Origin of the sequence: Collinsella sp. Sow4_E3 (genome assembly GCF_052116285.1) — a bacterium.
Lineage (GTDB): Bacteria > Actinomycetota > Coriobacteriia > Coriobacteriales > Coriobacteriaceae > Collinsella.
On sequence record NZ_JBQKLJ010000006.1, the window covers coordinates 35,098 to 55,647 of the forward strand.

A 20,550-nucleotide genomic window follows, 5' to 3' on the forward strand; every position below is an offset into this window, starting at 1 on the left:
CGTGAAATGAGAGGGCGCTGACCTTCTGGTCGCGCCCTCGAAAAAGAACGTCAGATTGGCGTGAATGCGGCCCGCGCAGCGTCAGCAGGTCCGCCGTTCGGTAGAACGGCGGAACAGGTTACCTAACGTACACCACGTTGTCGCGGCGCGGCTTTGCCTCGGGTAGCGTGTCCTCGGCATAGCCCAGAATGCAGTTACCGACACCGCGCAGGCTGCCGTCGGCGGGCAGGCCCCAGCTGGCCAGCAGCTCCAGGCCCTCGGGCGAGTCAAAGACCTCATGCGCGCGGTGAATCCAGCACGAATCGACACCCAGTGCATAGGCGGCGTTGAGCAAGTTGCCCATGGCGAGTGAGCCGTCTTCCAGATGTGTGGGCACGCTGCGGTCAACCAGCACCACCACAACGGTCTTGGCGCCATAGAAGGGGTCGCTGTTGCTGCCCATAACCTGGGCGTTGAGCTGTGAGAGACGCTCGACGGTCGCGGGGTCGGTGACGGCGACAAACGTCACCGGCTGGCGGCCCATGCCGCTCGGTGCATATTGGCCGGCTTCGATAATACGTGCAAGCTTTTTGGCCTCGACGGGACGATCGCTGTATTTGCGGCAGCTGCGGCGGTGAATGAGTGCTTCGATAGTCTCCATGGTGTCTCCTTGCGGTGGCGTTGCAGATGCCCCGTTCATACCCGTCGGGCTCAAACGATAGACGGTCAATTGCCCGGCAAAAGGATAGATTCCAATTGGGAAAGTGGGTTTGCATAAAAGTACCTTTAAAATGTGACAAACCAATGGGATGGTTAAACGTTTTATCCCGTCTGCCCTGCGGTTTTTACCACTTGCCTAAATGACGAACGCATAACCTCTGATAAAGGTTTTACTAAAGAAGTACCAACGTTTATCAACGCGCCGTGGTGGCGCCGGGCCAGGAGGTAACTATCATGTTCCAGGCTGGAGATGTCGTCGAGACCGATTTCGAAGGATTTCTGAAGCTGCTGCGTTCCAAGACACGCGCTTTTGTGACGATTGACGATCACGAGTACTACATCACGCACACCGATGGCTATTGGCGTGTTCAGGATTGCGAGGCCCTCAACGATAAGGGCCACTTTACTGACTGCTCCGAGCTGGTCAACACGCTCTGCGAGGTCGTCGAGCTGCCTTGGATCTGCGGCAAAAGCCTGCACGATAGCTTCTCGGGCGCTACGGTCTACGAGGCTGTCGCCGCTTAACAGGCAATGAAACCCGATTTTCACGTGACCGCTGGCGCCGCCCCCGCGCCGGCGGTCTTTTTCTGCCGATAGGCCATAAAAGCGTAAGCATTTGCGGAGAGCCTGTTGACGATAGTCAAAACTCGGACTAATCTAGAGACACGAAATTGGTCAAAAATCGGACAATCGAATGGTGGGATAGATGAATAGTGCGGTTACGCCGGTCGACTTCGACCGGTTGCTCAATGGACTCGACCATATCTATTCGGAGTTCTCGCGCGCCTGCGGCCTTTCGGACTGCGCTTACTGGATGCTCGTCGATACCAGCACGGCAGGCGGCAGTATTGCCGTAAGCCGTCTGACAAGCGAATGGTTCTACAGCAAGCAGACCATCAACTCGGCAATTAAAACCTTGACGGCGCGGGGCTTTGCAACGTTGGAGTTTGCCGAAGGCAGCCGTAAGAACAAGATTGTGCGTTTGACCGAAGCGGGCATGCGGTTTGCCGAGCAATATGCGCTGCCGGCGCAAGAAGCCGAGCAACAGGCCTTCGAAGTGCTCGAGCCCTGGGAACAGCGCGAAATCATGCGCCTCATCGAAAAATTTTCCCATGCGCTCGGCGATGAGTGCGATGTCTTTAAGCAGCATATCGCTGCCGAGAATCAAGGTGAGGGTGAGTCGTGCGACTATTAATGAGGTTTTTGAAGCCCTATCGAGGGCTTGTCGCAGTGACGCTGCTGGCGCTGCTGGTGGATAACGTCGGTACGCTGTTGGTTCCCACGATGCTAGCGAACATGGTCAACACCGGTATTACCACGGGCGATGTCGACTACATCTTATGCAACGGCCTATACATGTTTATCGCGACGAGCATGGCTAGCGGCGGCACGGTGCTGGGCTGCTATCTTTCGGCGCGTCTGGCGGCTAACGTGGCCTGCGACATCCGCAATGCCGTCTACGACAAATCACTCGAGCTGTCTGCCAGCGATTTTGAGCGCTTTGGCACCGGATCGATGATCACGCGCTCACTCAACGACATCAACGTGATTCAACAGGCTGTCCTTCAGACGATTCAGCTGGTGCTGCCCGTGCCGTTCTTGGCTGTGGCGGGCATCATCTTCGCCTGGTTTATCGATCCGGCTATGGGCGTGCTTCTGGGCGTCGTGGTTGCGATCGTGCTGGTTGCGGCGGTCTTTACGGTTGCCAATGCGGCACCGATTTTTATGCGCCTACAGGGCTTTATCGACCGCATGAACGTGGTGCTGCGCGAGAATATTGTGGGCGTGCGCGTTATTCGTGCTTTTAATAAAGAGCATCACGAGGAGCGGCGCCTGGACGAGGTGTTTAGCGACTACGCCGCCAACGCCATAAAGGTTAACCACCTGTTTGTGGGCCTTGACAGCTCCAGCTTCTTTTTGATGAACATCGCCGAGGTGGCGGTGCTGTGGGTGGGCGGTAACCGGGTGGGCGCCCACGCCATGCAGATTGCGAGTATCTCGGCGGTGCTGGAGTATGCAATTCTGATCCTGTTCTTTGTGATGATGGCCCAGATGGTGGTGCTGACGCTTCCGCGTGCTGCCGCGTGCCTGAACCGTGCGCAGCAGGTGTTGGAGATTGAGCCGAGCATCGTGGACGGCGAGCGTACGCTGGGTGACGGGACGCCTGCCTCCGAGGACGATGCGGATGCTGTTGCCGTGTTCGACCACATGTCGTTTCGCTTTGACGACGCCGACGAGGACACCCTGTGCGACCTGAGCTTTGCCTGTCGTCGCGGTCAGACGACCGCGATTGTGGGCTCGACGGGCTCGGGCAAGTCGACGGTGGCAAAGCTTCTGCTGCGCTTCCACGATGCCACCAAGGGCGCCATTCGCCTGGACGGCATCGATCTGCGCGAGCTTTCGCAAGATGAGATTCGCGGGCGCATCGCCTATGTGCCGCAGAAGGCGTGGCTGTTCTCGGGCACCGTGGCAAGCAATCTGCGCTTTGGCAACGAGGACGCGACCGAGGCGGACATGCTTCATGCGCTGCAGGTTGCCCAGAGCACCTTTGTGCTCGATCAGCCGCAGGGGCTCGATACTCCGGTTGCCCAGGGCGGTACGAACTTTTCGGGCGGCCAGCGCCAGCGTCTGGCAATCGCCCGTGCGCTCATGAAGCATGCCGATCTGTATATCTTCGATGACAGTTTTTCGGCCCTGGACTTTAAAACCGATGCGGCCTTGCGCCATGCGCTGCAGGACGAGACGCGCGACGCCGCGGTGCTCATCATCGCGCAGCGCATCTCGACGATTTTGCATGCCGACCAGATTGTCGTGCTCAAGGATGGCGAGGTCGTGGGCCTGGGCGCGCACGAGGAACTTATGGAAACCTGCGAGGTGTACCGCGCCATCGCGGAATCGCAGATGAAGGGAGGTGAGTAGCATGACCGAGGAGCTCAAGAAGCGCAGCGACGCTATCGATGCCGTCGTTGTGGACGCGGCCGAGGAAGCGGTCGAGCAGTCTGCCGCGTCGACCGAGCTGGATGCCGCCGCCAGGGCCGCGGCCGAGCGCGAGGCTCGTCGCCAGGCGCTGTACGAGGAAAACGAGCGTGCCGAGGACGAGCGCGCCCGTGCCGAGGCAGAGCGTATGCGCGACGTGGACGACGAAGAAGAGGACGAGACGCCCCGGGACACCTGGGCGACGGTGCGTCGCTTGTGGAGCGAGGCCGCCGGCGACCATTGGCGCTTCTATATTGTATTCGCGAGCATTGTGTTCTACGTCATCTTTAACACCGCCGCGCCGGCATATAGCGCTCATGTTATCGACGAGCTGTGGGGCCATATACAGGTGGCGTTTGCCAGCGGAACGACCTTCAGCATCACCTGGGATCAGTGCGGTAAGACCATCTTTGTCTACTTTTTGATCTGGACGGCCGCCGGATCGTTCTATGCGCTGCAGAGTTTTTTGATGTCGAGCGTCGCCGAGCGACTCAACCTGCGTCTGCGCAACCGCATCGCGCAGAAGCTCAGCCGCCTGCCGCTCGCCTACTTTGACGCGCATCGCCCCGGCGAAGTGGTCAGCCGCGCGACCAACGACTTGGACAAGATGTCCGAGAGTATGCAGCGCGGATTGCTGCAGCTGCTGGTATCGATCGGTACCGTGACGGGTGCCATCATCATGATGTTTGTCTATAGCGTCAAGCTCACGTTGGTCTTTTTGGGCTTTACGGCGGTATCGCTGCTGGTAACCAAGGTGGTTTCGCGCCGTACGCATGATGTGACGGGCGAGCGTCAGGAGTGGGTGTCCAAAATCACGAGCGCGGTCGAGGAAGGCTATTCGGGCCGTTTGGTGATTCGCGCATTTAACCGCGAGCATCAGAGCTCTGCTGAGGTGCACGAGGCCTCGAGGGAGCTAGCGCGCGTGAGTACCAAGGCCGACTTTATGATCAATGCCGTCGGTCCCGCGGTGCGCTTTATCGGCCGCTTGGCGCAGATCGTGATTGCACTTGTGGGCTGCAGCATGTTGGTTGCCGGGCATATGACCGTCGGCGTGTTCCAGGCGTTCTTCCAGTTTATCTACGGGGCGTCCGAACCCATGACGCAGCTGTCGTTCACTTTCAACTCACTGCAGAGCGCGCTGGCGAGTGCGGAGCGCGTGTTCGACCTGCTCGATGAGCCCGAGATGGAAGCCGATCCGCTGCCGGGTGAGGCTGCCAGGCTGCCGGGTCGCATTGAGGGCCGCGTCTCCTTTGAGCACGTGCGTTTTGGTTATTCGCCCGACAAGCCGCTTATGCGTGACGTGTCGTTTACCGCCGAGCCGGGCCAGAAGATCGCCGTGGTGGGAACCACGGGCGCGGGCAAGACCACGCTCATCAACCTGCTCATGCGTTTTTACGAGATCGATGGCGGCCGCATTACGCTCGACGGCGTGGACACGAGCTGTATGGACCGCGGCGAGCTGCGCCAGCAGTTTGGCATGGTGCTGCAGGACGCCTGGCTATTCGATGGCACGATTGCCGAAAACATCGCCTACGGCTGTCCCGAGGCGACGCGCGACGAGATCGTGGCGGCTGCGCGCGCCGCGCAGGTCGACTTCTTTGTGCGCACCATGCCGCAGGGTTATGACACGCGGGTGGCCAACGATGCCGAGAGCATTAGCCAAGGGCAGCGCCAGCTGCTGACCATCGCACGCGTGCTGCTCAACAACCCGGCGATTCTCATCCTGGACGAGGCGACGTCGAGCGTGGACACGCGTACCGAGCTCGCCATCGGTCGCGCCATGGACGCGCTTATGCGCGGGCGCACCAGCTTTGTGATCGCGCATCGCCTGTCGACGATCGTGGACGCCGACCTGATCTTGGTCATGGATCACGGCAACATTATCGAGCAGGGCACTCATAAGGAGTTGCTGGCTGCCGAGGGCGCCTACGCCGACCTCTATCTGAGCCAGTTCGCATAATGCGACATGGGGACGGCCCCCTTGTCGCATCGGAAATAAGGCGCGCCGGGGATAGATTCCCTGGCGCGCCTTTGCGCTGGCGTGAATGTTGTCATTGGCCGTCCGCGTCTAGCGTTCGTCCACAAGTTTGGCAACGAGGGCTTTGAGCTCGGCTACCTCTTGCTCGAGTTCTTTGACGCGGCGGGCGTTCTCGGTGATGCCCTGACGGTTGAGGGCGGACTGCTCGGCGGCATCGTCAGGCATGTACTCGCGGTGCTGCTTGGCGTCGAAGCTCTCCTCGAACACGCGGCAGCCGTTGCGCTTGATGATGCGTCCCGGTACGCCCACGACGGTGCAGTTGTCGGGCACGTCCTTGACGACAACCGAGTTGCCGCCGATTTTGACGTTGTTGCCGATGCGAATGTTGCCGAGCACCTTGGCGCCCGTGCCCACGGTGACGTTGTTGCCCAGGGTGGGGTGGCGCTTGCCGGTCTCGTTGCCGGTGCCGCCAAGCGTGACGCCCTGGTAGAGCACGCAGTTGTCGCCCACGATGGTGGTTTCGCCGATGACGACGCCCATGGCGTGGTCGATAAAGAAATGCTTGCCGATCTGTGCAGCGGGATGAATCTCGACCCCGGTGATGTGGCGGGTGATTTGCGAGAGCACACGGGCGAGCGAGCGATGACCGTGCTCCCACAGCCAGTGCTCGGGCACGTGGTTCCACTTGGCGTGCAGGCCAGGATAGGAAAGGAAGATGACCAGACCGTTTTGCGCGGCGGGGTCCTGCGTCTGGACGGTCTTGATGTCCTCGCGAATGGTATTGATAAAGCTCACCGGCCGCCCTCCCTTAGCGCCATGGCAATGCGATTCAATAAAGTATAGCGATTCGCTAGGGATTAGGAAGAATAATCTTGGCGGCTTTGCATGACAGGTGTCAGTTATGCAAACTTGCTGGTAATGGAGTCATGCTTTTGTGGGGTTGCGCACGAGGGGGCACCGTAACCGTATACTGGTCAACTTGGACGTATCCGCGCCCACAACTGAGAGGTTTTACTTCATGGGTTTCATCAATTTTATCGCCGAGCTACTCAAAGACCCGCGCACCGCGATTGCCAGCTGGATCGCCGCCGGCCCGCTTATGGCCTACGGCTGCGTGTTCCTCATTATCTTCGTTGAGACAGGCGTGGTGTTCTTCCCGTTCCTTCCCGGCGATTCACTGCTGTTTGCTTCGGGCTTCTTTGCCCATAACGGTGGCTTTAACATCGTGGCCCTGCTGGCCGTAGCATGGGCCGCTGCCATCCTGGGAGACCAGTGCAACTTTATGATCGGTCACTTCTTTGGCAAAAAGATCATCGCTTCGGGCAAGGTCAAGGCCATGACGCCCGAGCGCATCAAAAAGTCCGAGGACTTCTTGGACAAGTGGGGTCACCTGGCCATCTTCCTCGGCCGCTTCTTCCCGTTTATCCGCACCTTTGTGCCCTTCATCGCCGGCATGGGTGGCATGCACTGGCGCAACTTCGTCATCTTTAACGTGCTGGGTGGCATTACCTGGTCGACGGTCTTTACACTGCTGGGCTACTTCTTTGGCGGCATCCCCTTTGTGCAGGAGCACTTTGAGTTGCTGATCATTGGCATCGTAGCCGTGTCGATCATCCCGACTGTAGTCGGCCTGGTTAAGGCTAAGCTGGGCAAACAGAACGCCTAACTCGAGCCGGCGCGAATAATAGTGTCAAAGAGGCCCGTCACCGCTTACGGTGGCGGGCCTCTTTTGCTTCGGTCAAATGAAAATACTTTACTTAGTTAAAGAAAAACGTTTTATCCGACGCGCGCGGGGAGTACAATCTCGTCCATGCGAATCGACGTGCCATCGGCTTCGATGTTGCCCGCGTGTCCCGTCCGGCTCTACGCTCCGGGCGTGCGACGTTGCGACACGGTCGGTCTCGGTCCTTGCGTGCGGGTTCGCGAGTATGCAACTGTGTATGTAAGGAGCGACATATGACTGTCGAGAAGAAGGATATCGATTGGGGTAGCCTCGGCTTTGGCTACATGAAGACCGATTACAGCTACGAGGCTCATTGGAAGGATGGCGAGTGGGACGAGGGCGGCCTGACCACCGACCACACCATGCATATCTCCGAGTGCGGCGGCATCTTCCATTACTGCCAGGAGGTCTTTGAGGGCCTGAAGGCCTACACCGCCGAGGATGGCAGCATCGTCTGCTTCCGTCCCGACATGAACGCTGAGCGCATGTATAACTCTGCCCAGCGCCTCGAGATGCCCCCGTTCCCCAAGGACAAGTTCGTTGAGGCCGTCAAGCAGGTCGTTTCTGCCAACGCCGCCTGGGTTCCGCCTTTCGGCTCCGGTGCGACCCTGTACGTGCGTCCGTTTATGATTGGCTCTGGTGACGTGATTGGCGTGGCTCCTGCTCCTGAGTACACGTTCCGCATTCTCGTGACTCCGGTCGGTCCGTACTTTAAGGGCGGCCTTAAGCCCGTTAAGCTGCGCGTTTCCGAGTATGACCGTGCAGCCCCGCATGGCACCGGCAACATCAAGGCCGGCCTGAACTACGCCATGTCCCTTAAGCCCACGATGGAGGCCCATCGCGAGGGCTATGCCGAGAACCTGTATCTTGACTCCGAGTCTCGCACCTATGTCGAGGAGACCGGTGGCGCCAACGTCCTGTTCGTGAAAGAGGACGGCACCCTCGTCGTTCCGCAGTCGCACACCGACTCGATCCTGCCCTCCATCACCCGTCGCTCGCTCGTTCAGGTCGCTCAGGACCTGGGCATGACCGTTGATCAGCGTCCCGTCGAGTGGGCCGAGGTCAAGGCCGGCACCTTTGTCGAGTGCGGTCTGTGCGGCACCGCTGCTGTTATCTCCCCGGTCGGCGAGATTGACAACAAGGTTTATGGTGCCGACGAGACCGTGACCTTCCCGGCTGGCTGCACCGAGATCGGCCCTGTTATGAAGAAACTTCGCGAGACCCTGACTGGTATTCAGTCTGGTGCTGTCGAGGATAAGCACAACTGGGTTTACACCGTCGCGTAAGCTGTCTTGTATGTTCGGCCCGAGGGCGACCTTCCTTTCCGGCGTGTCCTCGGACATGAAAGAACCCCCGCTGCGCACTACGTGCGGCGGGGGTTCTTTCGTCCTGCGGAGTGCGCCTGGGTGTGGGCTCCATAAGGAGCTTGGCCCTAGTGACCCCGTGCAGTTCTGTAGGAAAACCGCGCACCAGGAAGAGGCGCGTGCGCGGTTTTCCGGTTGCCGCTCGCCTGGGGTGGGACGGGGCGTACATTTTTGGGAGTTTTCAGCAGCCGGGTGCGCATGCATACGGGATTTTGGGCGAAAGTCAGGCGCCGTGAGCCGCATCCTGTAGAAAATGAGTGATCCCTGAGGTGCTGAGGGCTCAGAATCAGGGTTTTCAACGCGGTTTTGTGGGCCCGTTCCTGTTCCTTTGGGCTCCAGGATGCTGAAAACTCCAAAATTTGCACGCCGCCCTCTGGGGTACCTGTGGGCAAAAAGCAACCGTCCCGCCGAAGTATGCATTCGACGGGACGGTTTATGCGGTTTATGCATATACCCGATTAAGGATACGCTGCGGATCTGTTAGAACTTGACGGTCGGTGCCTGGCGGGCAGCTTCGGCGGCCTCGAAGCCCTGGCGCTCCTTAAACTGGAAGATGCCGGCAAAGATAACGGCCGGGAACGTCTGGATGGCGTTGTTGTAGCTGAGCACGCAGTCGTTGTAGCTCTGGCGCGCGTAGCTCACCTTGTTCTCGGTGTCCTCGAGCGTAGCCTGGAGCTGCATAAAGTTGGTGTTCGCCTTAAGGTCGGGGTAGGCCTCGGCCACGGCAAAGAGCTGGCGCAGTGCACCGGTCAGCACGTTGTCGGCTTCCATTTTGGCCTCGGGGGTGGTGGCGCTTACGGCGGTGTTGCGCGCGTTGATCACGGCGGCGAGCGTGTCCTGCTCGTGCTTGGCGTAGCCCTTGACGGTCTCGACCAGGTTGGGGATCAGATCGTTGCGGCGCTGCAGCTGCGTGTCGATGTTCTGCCAGGCGTTATCGATGCGATTGCGCTTGGTAACCATGTTGTTGTAGATGCCAGCGATGGCGCAGACGATCACAACGACAACAACGATACCGATGATGACGGGAAGCATGATGTCTCCGTTTCGAATGGCAGCGGCGTTTTGCGCCGGCCGTTGTTGGTATAACGTATCTAGTATACCCGCAACCTTTGGCGGTGCCGAACTTTCCGGTAAGCGTTTTGTTTCAACCAGGGAGGGGGCGCCAATATCGAACGGTTGGTACAGGTGTAAGATATGCGACAAATTACGGAATGCTGTCTACGCCTTGAGGATGGCGATACGGATGGACCTTCGCATCAAGAAAACCTATCGTGCCCTGTTCGACGCCTTTACCGAGCTTTTGGAAGAGCATCGGTTTGAGGATTTGACGGTTGCCATGCTTTGCGACCGGGCCCTGATTCGCCGCACGACGTTCTATAAGCATTTTCGCGATAAAAACGATTATTTTGCCTTCTATATCGATGAGCTTATGACGGGCTTGCCGCAAAACCAGACCGACGCAGCGGACGCGGAGCCGCTTGTGGATGTACAGGCGCTTCGCCATGAGGTCTTTGACGATGCCATGAATATGGTTCTGGCGCATGAGCAGCTCATGGATAACCTTTTGGCGAGCAGCATGTCGGGCATGCTGACCGGCATGATTTGCGACCGCATCGCGCATTCCATCCGTGAGCGCGTGATGAGATCGCTTGCCGAAGACGCCCTGGCGCCCGTTTCGCTCGAGACGACATCGGAATTTATCGCCGGTGGCATTATTCGAGTGTTCACAAATTGGTGGGAATCGGGCCACGATCTTGAGCGTCGACCCGAGATGGCCGACGTGGTCGATGCGCTGTTTGAGCGCACCATGACGCCGGTGAATCACTAAGGTGGCGGAGAGAGGGGGATTCGAACCCCCGGAACGCTCTCGCGCTCAACGGTTTTCAAGACCGCCGCATTCAACCGCTCTGCCATCTCTCCGTGAGTCGTAATGATAGCATCGTTTTGAATTTGCAACAGGGAAGGCGAACGATGACGATCACCGAAATCGACGAGAAGTTCATGCGCGAGGCGCTGGCGGAGGCGCGCGCCGCTGCGACAGTGGGCGAGGTGCCGATTGGTGCTGTGGTGGTGCGTGCGGGCGAGATTGTCGCGAGGGCGCATAATCGCCGTGAGCTCGACCAGGACCCTTCGGCACATGCCGAGTTTTTGGCCCTGTGCGCCGCCGCTCAGACGCTTGGGCGTTGGCGCCTTTCCGATTGTACAGTCTACGTGACGCTCGAACCCTGCTGCATGTGTGCGGGGCTTATGGTTAACGCGCGCGTGGGGCGTTGCGTGTATGGCGCGGCCGATGCCAAGGCGGGCGCGGTGGGCTCGCTGTATGACCTCAATGCCGATTCGCGCCTGAACCATCGGTTTAATGTGACCGCCGGCGTGCTGGCAGACGAGTGTCGCAGGGTACTGAGCAGCTATTTTAGTGGGCTGCGTGACACCGATGGTGCTGTCTGCGGTTGTGGGGCCGATCTTGAGGCGCATGTCGCTCATGCCAAGGCACTTGCGGGTGTTGGGAATCTCGCCGACGAGACGCTCAACTTTGGTCCTGTGCAGCGCCGGCCCCGCCGTGTGCTGCTGGCGATCGACTCCTTTAAGGGCAGCGTTTCGAGTGCACAGGCGGAGGCGGCCGTTGCCGAAGGCGTGTGCCAGGTGTGGCCCGATGCCGAGCTGAGCGCTTTGCCGCTGGCAGATGGTGGCGAGGGAACGCTCGATGCCGTCGCCGCGCGCGGCGGCGAGCTTGTGACCTGCGAGGTTGCAGGGCCCTTGGGCGATCGCGTGTCTGCCCGGATGCTGGTGGACGGCGAGCACGAGTCGGCTGTAGTTGAGATGGCTGAGGCGGCGGGCATTGGGTATTCGCCCTGCACGGAATCGGCGGCGATCGCGGCTTCGACCTATGGCGTGGGCGAGCTCATGCTTCGCGCGGTCCGTGCTGGGGCAAAGACTATCTATATTGGCTTGGGCGGCAGCGCTACCAACGATGGCGGCGCCGGTATGCTGCAGGCGCTGGGCGCGCATCTTGTCGATGAGCGTGGCTGCAATATCGCCCCCGGTCTTGCGGGTCTCGAACACGTGGTGAGTATCGATTTGGCGCCAGCGCTTCGGGCGCTGAATGGCGTGCGTATCGTGGTGCTTTCCGATGTTGAGAATCCGCTCGTGGGGCGCCGAGGAGCCCTGACGGTGTTTGGCGGGCAGAAAGGCCTGCCGACGGGTGACGTCGAGGCGCTGCGCGGGTACGACGGATGGATGGTCGGCTATGGCCGCCTGCTCGATGCGGCGATTGCTAGGGCGCGGGCTCAGGGGTTGTTGCGCACACCCGAGGGCGCACGGGCATTTGGCTCGGTGCTCGGCGTGCCCGGCGCGGGCGCGGCGGGTGGCTTGGGTGCCGCGCTGCTGGCGCTCGGTGCGGAGCTGCGCTCGGGCGTGGAGACGGTGCTCGATTTGATTGGGTTTGACGAGTGCGTGCGCAATGCCGATCTGGTCATAACGGGCGAGGGCAATATGGACGAGCAATCCGCCGCCGGTAAGGCGCCGGTGGGCGTGGCCCGTCGTGCGAAGCGATATAGCAAGCCGGTGGTCGCCGCCGTAGGCGGTCGTGCCGACAGCTTGGATGCGGTGTATGGACAGGGTATCGACTTGGTTCTGCCGGTCTGCCGCAGACCCATGCCCCTTGACCAAGCGCTCGACCCCCAGGAAGCCACAACCAACCTCATCTGTGCCGGCGAGGCAGCCGCTCGAGCCTACGACCTCGGCCGTATTTAAGTTTATCCAGGCAAGTCTCAATAAGTTGCGGTGGAATAGTTCCTGTTTTTGGCCTTGGCCGTAAAACAGGAACTATTCCACCGCAACTCAAAAGTAGTCTTTTTGGCCCCGTCCCAAATTAGCTACCTTGCCCCATCGGGCAGGAGCGGGTAAGATATACCGAGCGCCAAGCGCGCTCGATGGGTTCGGATGACGACATGTTCCGAATCTGGTCAGGTCCGGAAGGAAGCAGCCATAAGGAGCCTCTGTCGGGCATCCGAATCCATCGAGCGCACGGGCGCTTTTTGGTGCCGCGATGCGGTCCCGGTGCCGGCGGGCTGTTTGGTGTCTCGCTGGTCCTCGGCTTTGCCTGCGGGATCGCTCGACTACCAAACAGCCCGCCGGCACCGGGACCACTTCGTCCAAAAATCACCCGTAGAGGGCGCATTTATCTGAAGAATTGAATCCCGTGTCTTGCGGCGCTCGCTGGCGTTGCCAAAGCATCGGCTGCTACATGCCTTGGGCGCTAGTGACCGTCGCCCTTACATCTGTAACGAGTTGCTTACGCATCTCCAGGGCTCGCCGTACTATCATGAATCAGATTGAAGAGAGATGATGATAGGGAGCGCCTTTTTATGATTGAGCTGCTCAGGCGTTTTGGTGGTAAGTTTCGCCGGTATATGGTGATTGGCCCTGCGTGTAAGTTGATCGAAGTGATTTTTGACCTGTTTACGCCGCTCGTGATTGCCCAGATGATCGATAAGGGTATTGGCGCACGCGATGTCAACGCCGTCGTCCACTACGGTATGGTGCTCGCCGCCATGGCTGTGATCGGCATCTCGTTTACGCTCGTCTGCCAAAAGATGGCGGCGCTCACCTCGCAGGGCATGGGCACCGACATCCGCGGCGCACTCTACCAGCACATCAATAAGCTGAGCTATGCCGAGCTCGACCGCTTTGGCACGCCGTCGCTCATTACGCGCATCACCAACGATGTCAACCAGGTGCAGCTTGCCGTGGCGCTGGGCGTGCGCATGCTCATTCGCTGGCCCTTCTTGGCGGTGGGCTCTATGTGCGCGGCCCTCGCCATCGACCTTAAGCTCGGCGTGATCTTTTTGATTTGCACGCCCGCCATCGGCTTGGTGTTTTGGTTTGTCATGGCGCGCTGCATTCCGTACTACAAGCAGCTGCAGGCAAAGCTCGACCGCGTTGCACTTATCTGCCGCGAGGGCCTTTCGGGTGCCCGCGTGGTTCGCGCCTTTGTACGCGAAGATCACGAGCGTGAGCGCTTTGCCCAAGCCGCCGACGACCAGGCCCATACTGCCATCGCGGTAGGCAAGCTCTCGTCGATTCTTAACCCCGTCACGTTTTTGGTGATGAACCTAGGCGTGTGCGCCATCCTGTGGGTGGGCGGCATCCAGGTCAACGTGGGCGAGCTTACGCAGGGCCAGGTCATGGCGTTTGTGAACTACATGACGCAGACGCTCACCTCCATCGTGTACGTCGCCAACCTGGTCGTGGTCTTTACCAAGGCGAGCGCCAGCGCGTCGCGCATCAACGAGGTGCTCAATTGTGAGCCGAGCATTACCGACGAGGGCAATCAGCCGGTCGCGCTGCCCAAGCCGAGCGAACTGGCGGGTGGCTCGGCTCCAGTCCCCGCGCTGAGCTTGAGCCATGCGAGCTTTTCGTTTGGCGCGGGCGCTGCCAACGCCGTCAACGATGTGACCCTGGAGCTGCCGGCGGGCAAAACGCTCGGCATTATCGGCGGCACGGGCAGCGGCAAGTCCACACTCGTCTCGCTTATCCCGCGCCTGTACGATGCGAGCGCCGGCAGCGTGAGCGTGATGGGCGCCGACGCGCGCACCTGGCCGCTCGACCAGCTGCGCCACGTGGTCGCGACCGTCCCGCAGCGCGCGTCGCTGGTGAGTGGCACCATCCGCAGCAACCTGACCTGGCGCGACGAGGCGGCAATCGACGAGGAGCTGTGGGCGGCGCTCGATATGGCGCAGGCCAGCGAGTTCGTACGCAACAAGCCGCAGGGCTTAGATGCCCCGGTCGAGGCGGGCGGCAAGAACTTTAGCGGTGGCCAGCGCCAGCGCCTGACCATCGCACGTGCCCTGGTGGGCTCTTCGCAGATCCTGATCATGGATGACTCCGCCTCGGCGCTCGACTTTAAGACCGACGCGGCGCTTCGCCGTGCCATTCGCGAACGAAGCGTGTGCGGTACCGCCGAGGGCGGGCTGCCGCTGACGACCATCATCGTGAGCCAGCGCGTCTCGACCGTGCGCGACGCCGACGTGATCTGCGTACTCGACCACGGCTCGGTCGCGGGCTTGGGCACGCACGATGAGCTGTATGCAAGCTGCCAGCTCTACCGCGAGATTTGCCAGTCGCAGCTTCGCCGCGAGGAGCTCGAGGGTCAGCAGGGGAGTACGGCGCCCACGCCCGCTCCAAGCCCCGCGTCCGCCCCAGGCGCTCCGACCGCCCCCGCATCCGTCTGCGCAAAGGAGGGCTGCTAAATGAATCCCTACACTTCCTCCGGTTCGGTCGCCACGATGACGGCCAACGTGTCCGGCAACGATAACCTCAGTGACTTGGGTGACGGCCCGCGTCAGCCCGGCGATCCCGAGCGCTATCCCGTGGGTGCGGTGACCCGCCGCCTGCTGGGCTATGTTCGTCCGCACCGCATTTCGTTTGTAGCGTCGTTTGTGAGTGCCGCCGCTTCGGTGATCTTGCAGCTCTACACGCCCATCCTCGTCGGCGAGGGCATCGACCTGATCATCGCCGCCGGGCAGGTGGACTTCGACGCGCTGCTGCCGCTTGTCACCAAGCTCGCGATTGTCGTCGTAGGTGCTGCGGCTTTCCAGTGGCTGCAGGGCTACTGCGTCAACCGCCTGTCCTACGAGACGGTGCGCGACATGCGCGTGGAGGCGAGCGACAAGCTCAGCCGCATGCCGCTCAGCTTTATCGACAGCCATGCCCACGGCGACCTCATGGGCCGCGTGGTCAACGATGTCGATCAGGTGGGCGATGGCCTGCTGCAGGGCTTTACCCAGCTTTTCACCGGCGTTATCACCATTGTGGGCACGCTCGCGTTTATGCTTTCCATCAACCTGACCATGACGCTCGTGGTGGTGCTCGTCACGCCGCTTTCCATTTTTGCAGCCGGGGCTATTGCCAAGCTCTCCAACAAAAGCTTTACGGCACAGCAGCGCATCCAAGGCCAGCTCGGTGGTCATATCGAGGAGTACGTGGGCGAGCAGAAGCTTGTCGACGCCTTTGCCTATGGCTCCAACGCGCAAGCGAGCTTCGATGCCCTCAATGCCGAGCTCTACACCGCGGGCGAGCGCGCGCAGTTTATGGGTTCGCTCTCCAACCCCGGCACGCGCTTTATCAATAACATCATCTATGCCGTGGTCGCTGTGATCGGCTGCGTGGGCGTGATCACGGGCGTGCCCGCGGCGCTTACGGTGGGCGACGTGCAGATCTTTCTGTCCTATGCTAACCAGTACACCAAGCCGTTCAACGAGGTCACCAACGTTATTACGCAGATCCAGGCGGCGTATGCCTCGGCGCGCCGCGTGTTTGCGCTGCTCGATGCGCGCGAGCAGGAGCCCGACGCGTCGGACGCTATAGAGCTTGCCGCACCGCAGGGCGAGGTCGCCTTTGAGCATGTGGACTTTAGCTACGTGTCCGACCGCAAGCTGCTGCAGGATATCTGCATCGAGGCCAAGCCCGGCATGCGCTTTGCCCTGGTCGGCCCTACGGGCTGTGGCAAGACAACGCTCATCAATTTGCTGCTGCGTTTTTATGATATCGATGCCGGCCGCATTGCGGTCGATGGCCGTTCCTCGCGTGACTACACGCGCGCAAGCCTGCGCCGTGCCTTTGGCATGGTGTTGCAGGATACGTGGCTGTTCGAGGGCACGGTGGCTGATAACATAGCCTACGGCTGTCCCGATGCCACGCGCGAGCAGGTTATCGAAGCTGCCAAGCGCGCGCATGCGCACAAGTTTATCGTGCAGCTGCCGCAGGGCTACGACACGGTGATTGGCGAGGACGGCGGCACGTTTAGCCAGGGTCAAAAACAGCTGCTGTGCATCGCGCGCGTCATGCTCACCGACCCGGCGATCTTGTTGCTGGACGAGGCGACCTCGAGCATCGATACCCGCACCGAGCTGCAGGTGCAGGCGGCATTCGACGAGCTCATGGCCGGTCGCACAAGCTTTGTGGTGGCGCACCGCCTGAGCACCATTCGCAACGCCGACTGCATTTTGGTGATGCGCGACGGCGAGATTATCGAGCGCGGCACACACGACGAGCTGCTGGCGGCAGACGGCTTCTATGCCGATCTTTACCGCAGCCAGTTTGCCCAGTAGGGGCCACCGATTAGCGGCCGGTGGTTTACATCTGTCACGTTGGTACTAAGATATTCATCTAATAAATTGCATTAGTGGCTTTAGTTTTGGGGGAAACGAGGCAACGTGACTATGACGTGCTCTTTGGTGGTTAACAGTAAGAGCGGCAATACCAGGATGGTTTCGGGCGCGATCAAGCGCGCTCTGCAGGCTGCGGGTGTTGAGTTTGTCCATGCCGCGGCGTTGAGCGACGATGCGGATGCAGATCAGGTTGCGCTCGAGGCGCAGGGCGCCTGTGCGGCCGACACGGTGCTCGTCGGTTTTTGGTGTGACAAGGGCGCGTGCACGCCTTCGGTCGCGGCGTTGCTCTCCACCTTGCACGGCAAGCGCGTCTTTTTGTTTGGCACCTGCGGTTTTGGCGCCGACCAGAGCTATTATCAGCAGATTATCGATCGCGTGACCTCCAATTTGGCCAATGATGCCGAGCTTGTAGGTTGGGCGATGTGCCAGGGCAAGATGGGCCCTGCGGTCAAGCAGCGCTACGAGGCCATGCTCGAGCAAGATCCCGACAACGCCCGCGCTAAGTTGCTGCTCGACAACTGGGTTGCCGCGAAGGACCATCCGACCAAGGAAGATCTGGACAACATGGCGGCAGCCGCCAAGAAGGCCGTGCTGGGCGAGTAGGTCTATCGCTGCCGCGCGTGCGAAATAATACAGAAGCGAAAGCCTCGAAATCCTCGAGGCTTTTTCTTGACACTCGCGGGAGCAACCGTGGCAAGCGTGTGGGGCGACATTTTCCATCACCCCGATGACGAGGCCGTCCTGGAAGACACGCTCTCCTGCATCCGCTGGATGTATTGAGCGTGGGACGGGCTTTCCAGATGGGCAGGGTTTCGGAAAGTGCGTCCCGGAATCGGCGCTCAGACTGGGATACACTTTCCGCTTTACGCCTTGTCCGGAAACTGTGTCCCGGAATTAAGGCTTGGAGTGGGATGCACTTTCCGGTTGAGAGCCTTAGCGGAATGTGCGACCCGGAATTTACTCTTGAAGTGGGATGCGCTTTCCCAACAGGCCCTCAAGCGGAAACTGCGTCCCATTCCGAAGGCAGATTCCGGGACACGGTTTCCGGATGCAAAAAAGGCCACATGACGTGGCCTTCATCTTATATATGTTACAGATGCCCCCATGACAAGCCGCGCTTCAACACCGAGGCGTCTGCCCGGCGACGCAGAACGTAAGGTTCATCGCGAGTTCCGCACGAGCCGGAGAGCACTCAATGTGCTCTCCGTGCGAGCAGGACTGTCCGAGCAGGGAACCTTACGTTCCGCGCCGCCGGGCAGACGAACCAGGTAAGACGCGCCGCTACTTGATCTTGGTCGTACCCGGCGCCAGGTTGGGGTCGGTCTCGTTGGCCTCGGTCTGGAGGTGCTCGGTGTACACGTTCTTACCGTCGCGGAACATCTCGTAGTACTGCATCTTGGCGTAATCCTCGCGCGCCTTGGTGGCCGCCGCGGCGACGGCGTCTTCGCCGGTGACGTTGGAGGAGAGCGCCCAGCGCAGGCTAGCGTCCTCGTAGCCCACCGAGTTGATGGCGGGCAGCGACTTGCGCAGCGTCATGTGCGCTTTCTGGTAGTCGGTCAGTGGTGCGCCGATCAGCTGCATCAGCTGGGTGGACAGGTAGTTGATGGACAGGTCGTCGACCTCGCTCGTCTGGTCGCAACCGGCAACGTCGTAGTTGGCCCAGATGATGTAGTCGGTCTGCCACAGGCGCTCCTGATGCGTAGCGTCGTCCTCGCCGGTAAACCACTTATCGTTGAACTTGGACGGGAAGAACGGCTGATGGTCGCCCCAGAACACCACGACCACCTTGCGGTCGAGATTGCGCAGGGCATTGAGGAAGTAGCGCAGCGCCTGGTCGGACTGCTCGATGCACGAGACGTACTCGTCGACATCGGAGAGTGTGCCGTCCTCGATGGTCTTGGCGTCCAGATCGGTCGTGTCGATGTTCAGGTGCATCTGCTTATCTGCCGGCAGCAGGCCCGTATCGTAGCCCGAGTGGTTCTGCATAGTCACGTCAAAGATGAACTGCGGGTCGGCGTTCTGGTTGAGCAGCTCAAGGATTTTGTCGTAGGTTGCCTGGTCGGTCACCATGCCGCGCAAGGTGTCGGCTCCCTGGAAGTCGTTGATAGACAGGAACTGGTCAAAGCCAAAGTCCTTGTAGACGTTCTCACGGTTCCAGTTGGTTGCGTGGTTGGGGTGCATGGCCGTTGTGGAATATCCGAGCGACTTGAACTGCTCTGCCAGGTTTCCGGTCGTTTCCATGTTGTAGATGGTGTAGGGGTACACGCCCGAGCCCAGGTTGGCCATGGAGTTGCCGGTCATAAACTCAAACTCGGTATTGGCGGTGCCGCCGCCGTAGGCACTCACGTAGAGCTTGCCGCGGCTGAGGCAGTCGGACAGGTTCTTAAAGTACTGCGGGCCCTCGTAGCCGGCGTGCATCTCCTGATAGATCGAAAGATCCGAGAAGGTCTCGTTCATAATGGCGATGACCGTGGGCTTCTCGCTATCGAACTGCTCTTGGGCGGCGGTACGGGCGTCGCTTGTGGCGGCATCGGACTTGTCATAGGCCTTGGCATACTTTTTGAGCGTTGCCTTGGCGTCGTCGGCGGAGTAGTTGGCGGGTTTGGGCGGCTTGATGGACTGTGCCGCACTAATAAAGGCAGGCAGATAGCCCTCGCGCCAGTAGCTCTCGAGCGGGCGCCAGGTGTAGACGGTGATGCCGAGGGTGTTGTAGTAGTCGATAAGCGTGACATGCGCGGTCACGCCGCCCAGGCACAGCACCGCCACGAGCAGGTTGGTGAGCAGCATGCGCTTGGCGTTGGCGGCGCCCTTCTGACGGTGCGGTGCTACCAGGCCGGCGTACTCGCATAGCAGCATGGCGATGGCGGTAAAGCCCATGGACAGCACGCAGAACAGCGAGATCGAGTAGGTGTAGCCGTTGCCGGCGACCGCGGCGGCGGTGGAGATGGCCGAAAGGTCGCCCGGCTGGATGGGCATGGATTTAAACGTGATGACGAAGAACTCGGCAATGCCCAGGATAAAGAGGGCGAAGGTCAGGACGGCGGGAGCTGCGCCGCGGCGCTGGAACAGGAAGAACAGGCCGACCATGAGCGTGGTGATGATGGCCCACTCGAGCAGTATGCACAGGGGGTAGACCCAGGTAAAGTCGTGGTTGGACGAGACCTCCATGCCCAGCAGCGCAAAGACGCCGGCGAGCAGCAGGCACAGCACGGCGGCGACGAGCGGTTTGCCCACAAAGGCGCCGCGCAGACGGGCGAGCTTGCCGGTGGGGGCGGGGGCGTCGGGCGCGGCGAACGCAAAGACGCGCGGGGCGATGCGGTCGCGTGCGATGCTGGCCCAGGCGCAGCCGGTGAGGATGGCGTTGGTCAGGATGAGCATCACAAAGGCGAGCGGCTCGTTTTGGGCGACGAGGCCCATGGCGCCCCAAATGGTCAAAAAGAGCTGGAACAGGCCGAAGGCGACGCTCCATCCAAGAGCGCCCTTGGCAACGGTGCCCGACTGCGCGCGAATGGCCTTGGCCTCGCGCAAGACAAGGAAGACGGTCGCCGCAAGACCGACGAGCGAGATGGCGGCTGCGAACATGCTGAGACTCCTCACAAACTTAAAACTACGAAAGCGGGGGTTTACCCGATTGTTACC

General features: G+C 60.5%; 15 protein-coding genes, 1 tRNA gene and 1 other RNA gene. 12 read left to right on the forward strand and 5 right to left on the reverse strand.

Going from position 1 to position 20,550, the window contains the following annotated elements; translation table 11 throughout:
* Positions 1 to 118: 118 nt before the first annotated feature.
* Complete coding sequence (locus ACTQ48_RS05335; protein ID WP_427794362.1) at positions 119 to 640, reverse strand: nitroreductase family protein; 522 nt, start codon at positions 638 to 640, stop codon at positions 119 to 121.
* A 293-nt stretch (positions 641 to 933) separates the two neighbouring features.
* Between ACTQ48_RS05335 and ACTQ48_RS05340 the strand changes: the two genes are divergently transcribed.
* From ACTQ48_RS05340 to ACTQ48_RS05355, 4 genes are all read left to right on the forward strand, one after another.
* Complete coding sequence (locus ACTQ48_RS05340; RefSeq protein WP_154517819.1) at positions 934 to 1,224, forward strand: CDP-alcohol phosphatidyltransferase; 291 nt, start codon at positions 934 to 936, stop codon at positions 1,222 to 1,224.
* 181 nt (positions 1,225 to 1,405) lie between these two features.
* Positions 1,406 to 1,894 carry a MarR family winged helix-turn-helix transcriptional regulator gene (locus tag ACTQ48_RS05345; protein WP_441570320.1) on the forward strand — a complete coding sequence of 163 codons (489 nt, stop codon included), beginning with the start codon at positions 1,406 to 1,408 and terminating at the stop codon, positions 1,892 to 1,894.
* Positions 1,894 to 3,618: an ABC transporter ATP-binding protein gene (locus ACTQ48_RS05350; protein WP_427728840.1), complete on the forward strand. Its 1,725-nt coding sequence runs from the start codon at positions 1,894 to 1,896 to the stop codon at positions 3,616 to 3,618. The genes ACTQ48_RS05345 and ACTQ48_RS05350 overlap by 1 nt, the downstream gene beginning before the upstream one ends.
* Before the next feature lies 1 nt (position 3,619).
* The gene (locus ACTQ48_RS05355; protein WP_441563656.1) at positions 3,620 to 5,635 is read left to right on the forward strand and encodes an ABC transporter ATP-binding protein; all 2,016 of its coding nucleotides are present in this window, start codon (positions 3,620 to 3,622) and stop codon (positions 5,633 to 5,635) included.
* A 108-nt stretch (positions 5,636 to 5,743) separates the two neighbouring features.
* Here ACTQ48_RS05355 and cysE read toward each other — a convergent pair whose 3' ends face one another.
* A complete protein-coding gene (cysE, locus tag ACTQ48_RS05360; protein ID WP_370450655.1) occupies positions 5,744 to 6,448 on the reverse strand; it encodes a serine O-acetyltransferase in 705 nt (234 codons plus the stop codon).
* 223 nt (positions 6,449 to 6,671) lie between these two features.
* On the opposite strand from cysE, the gene ACTQ48_RS05365 reads away from it, so the two are divergent.
* Complete coding sequence (locus tag ACTQ48_RS05365; RefSeq protein ID WP_441570321.1) at positions 6,672 to 7,319, forward strand: DedA family protein; 648 nt, start codon at positions 6,672 to 6,674, stop codon at positions 7,317 to 7,319.
* A 290-nt stretch (positions 7,320 to 7,609) separates the two neighbouring features.
* Positions 7,610 to 8,662, forward strand: coding sequence for a branched-chain amino acid aminotransferase (locus tag ACTQ48_RS05370; protein ID WP_441570322.1), 1,053 nt, complete (start codon positions 7,610 to 7,612; stop codon positions 8,660 to 8,662).
* Between the two features lie 558 nt (positions 8,663 to 9,220).
* Here the strand turns inward: ACTQ48_RS05370 and ACTQ48_RS05375 are convergent.
* Positions 9,221 to 9,772, reverse strand: coding sequence for a LemA family protein (locus ACTQ48_RS05375; RefSeq protein WP_427719860.1), 552 nt, complete (start codon positions 9,770 to 9,772; stop codon positions 9,221 to 9,223).
* A 211-nt stretch (positions 9,773 to 9,983) separates the two neighbouring features.
* Here ACTQ48_RS05375 and ACTQ48_RS05380 point away from each other — a divergent pair, with 211 nt between their 5' ends.
* On the forward strand, positions 9,984 to 10,568 hold the full coding sequence (locus ACTQ48_RS05380) for a TetR/AcrR family transcriptional regulator (protein WP_441017081.1): 585 nt from the start codon (positions 9,984 to 9,986) through the stop codon (positions 10,566 to 10,568).
* Between the two features lie 2 nt (positions 10,569 to 10,570).
* Here the strand turns inward: ACTQ48_RS05380 and ACTQ48_RS05385 are convergent.
* Positions 10,571 to 10,660, reverse strand: a tRNA-Ser gene (locus ACTQ48_RS05385).
* A gap of 51 nt (positions 10,661 to 10,711) precedes the next feature.
* On the opposite strand from ACTQ48_RS05385, the gene tadA reads away from it, so the two are divergent.
* The 5 genes from tadA to bilS all read left to right on the forward strand — a co-directional run bounded on the left by tadA (position 10,712) and on the right by bilS (position 17,514).
* The gene (gene tadA / locus ACTQ48_RS05390; protein WP_441570323.1) at positions 10,712 to 12,493 is read left to right on the forward strand and encodes a tRNA adenosine(34) deaminase TadA; all 1,782 of its coding nucleotides are present in this window, start codon (positions 10,712 to 10,714) and stop codon (positions 12,491 to 12,493) included.
* Positions 12,494 to 12,669: 176 nt separating this feature from the next.
* Positions 12,670 to 12,765, forward strand: an RNA gene (gene ffs / locus ACTQ48_RS05395) — signal recognition particle sRNA small type.
* A gap of 342 nt (positions 12,766 to 13,107) precedes the next feature.
* Positions 13,108 to 14,991, forward strand: a complete 1,884-nt coding sequence (locus tag ACTQ48_RS05400) for an ABC transporter ATP-binding protein (protein WP_441570324.1) — start codon at positions 13,108 to 13,110, stop codon at positions 14,989 to 14,991.
* Positions 14,992 to 16,851, forward strand: coding sequence for an ABC transporter ATP-binding protein (locus ACTQ48_RS05405; RefSeq protein ID WP_441570325.1), 1,860 nt, complete (start codon positions 14,992 to 14,994; stop codon positions 16,849 to 16,851). It begins immediately after the preceding gene.
* A 111-nt stretch (positions 16,852 to 16,962) separates the two neighbouring features.
* The gene (bilS, locus tag ACTQ48_RS05410; RefSeq protein WP_427795315.1) at positions 16,963 to 17,514 is read left to right on the forward strand and encodes a flavodoxin family protein BilS; all 552 of its coding nucleotides are present in this window, start codon (positions 16,963 to 16,965) and stop codon (positions 17,512 to 17,514) included.
* Between the two features lie 678 nt (positions 17,515 to 18,192).
* On the opposite strand, the gene ACTQ48_RS05415 is transcribed toward bilS, so the two are convergent.
* On the reverse strand, positions 18,193 to 20,493 hold the full coding sequence (locus ACTQ48_RS05415) for an LTA synthase family protein (RefSeq protein ID WP_441570326.1): 2,301 nt from the start codon (positions 20,491 to 20,493) through the stop codon (positions 18,193 to 18,195).
* Positions 20,494 to 20,550 lie beyond the last annotated feature (57 nt).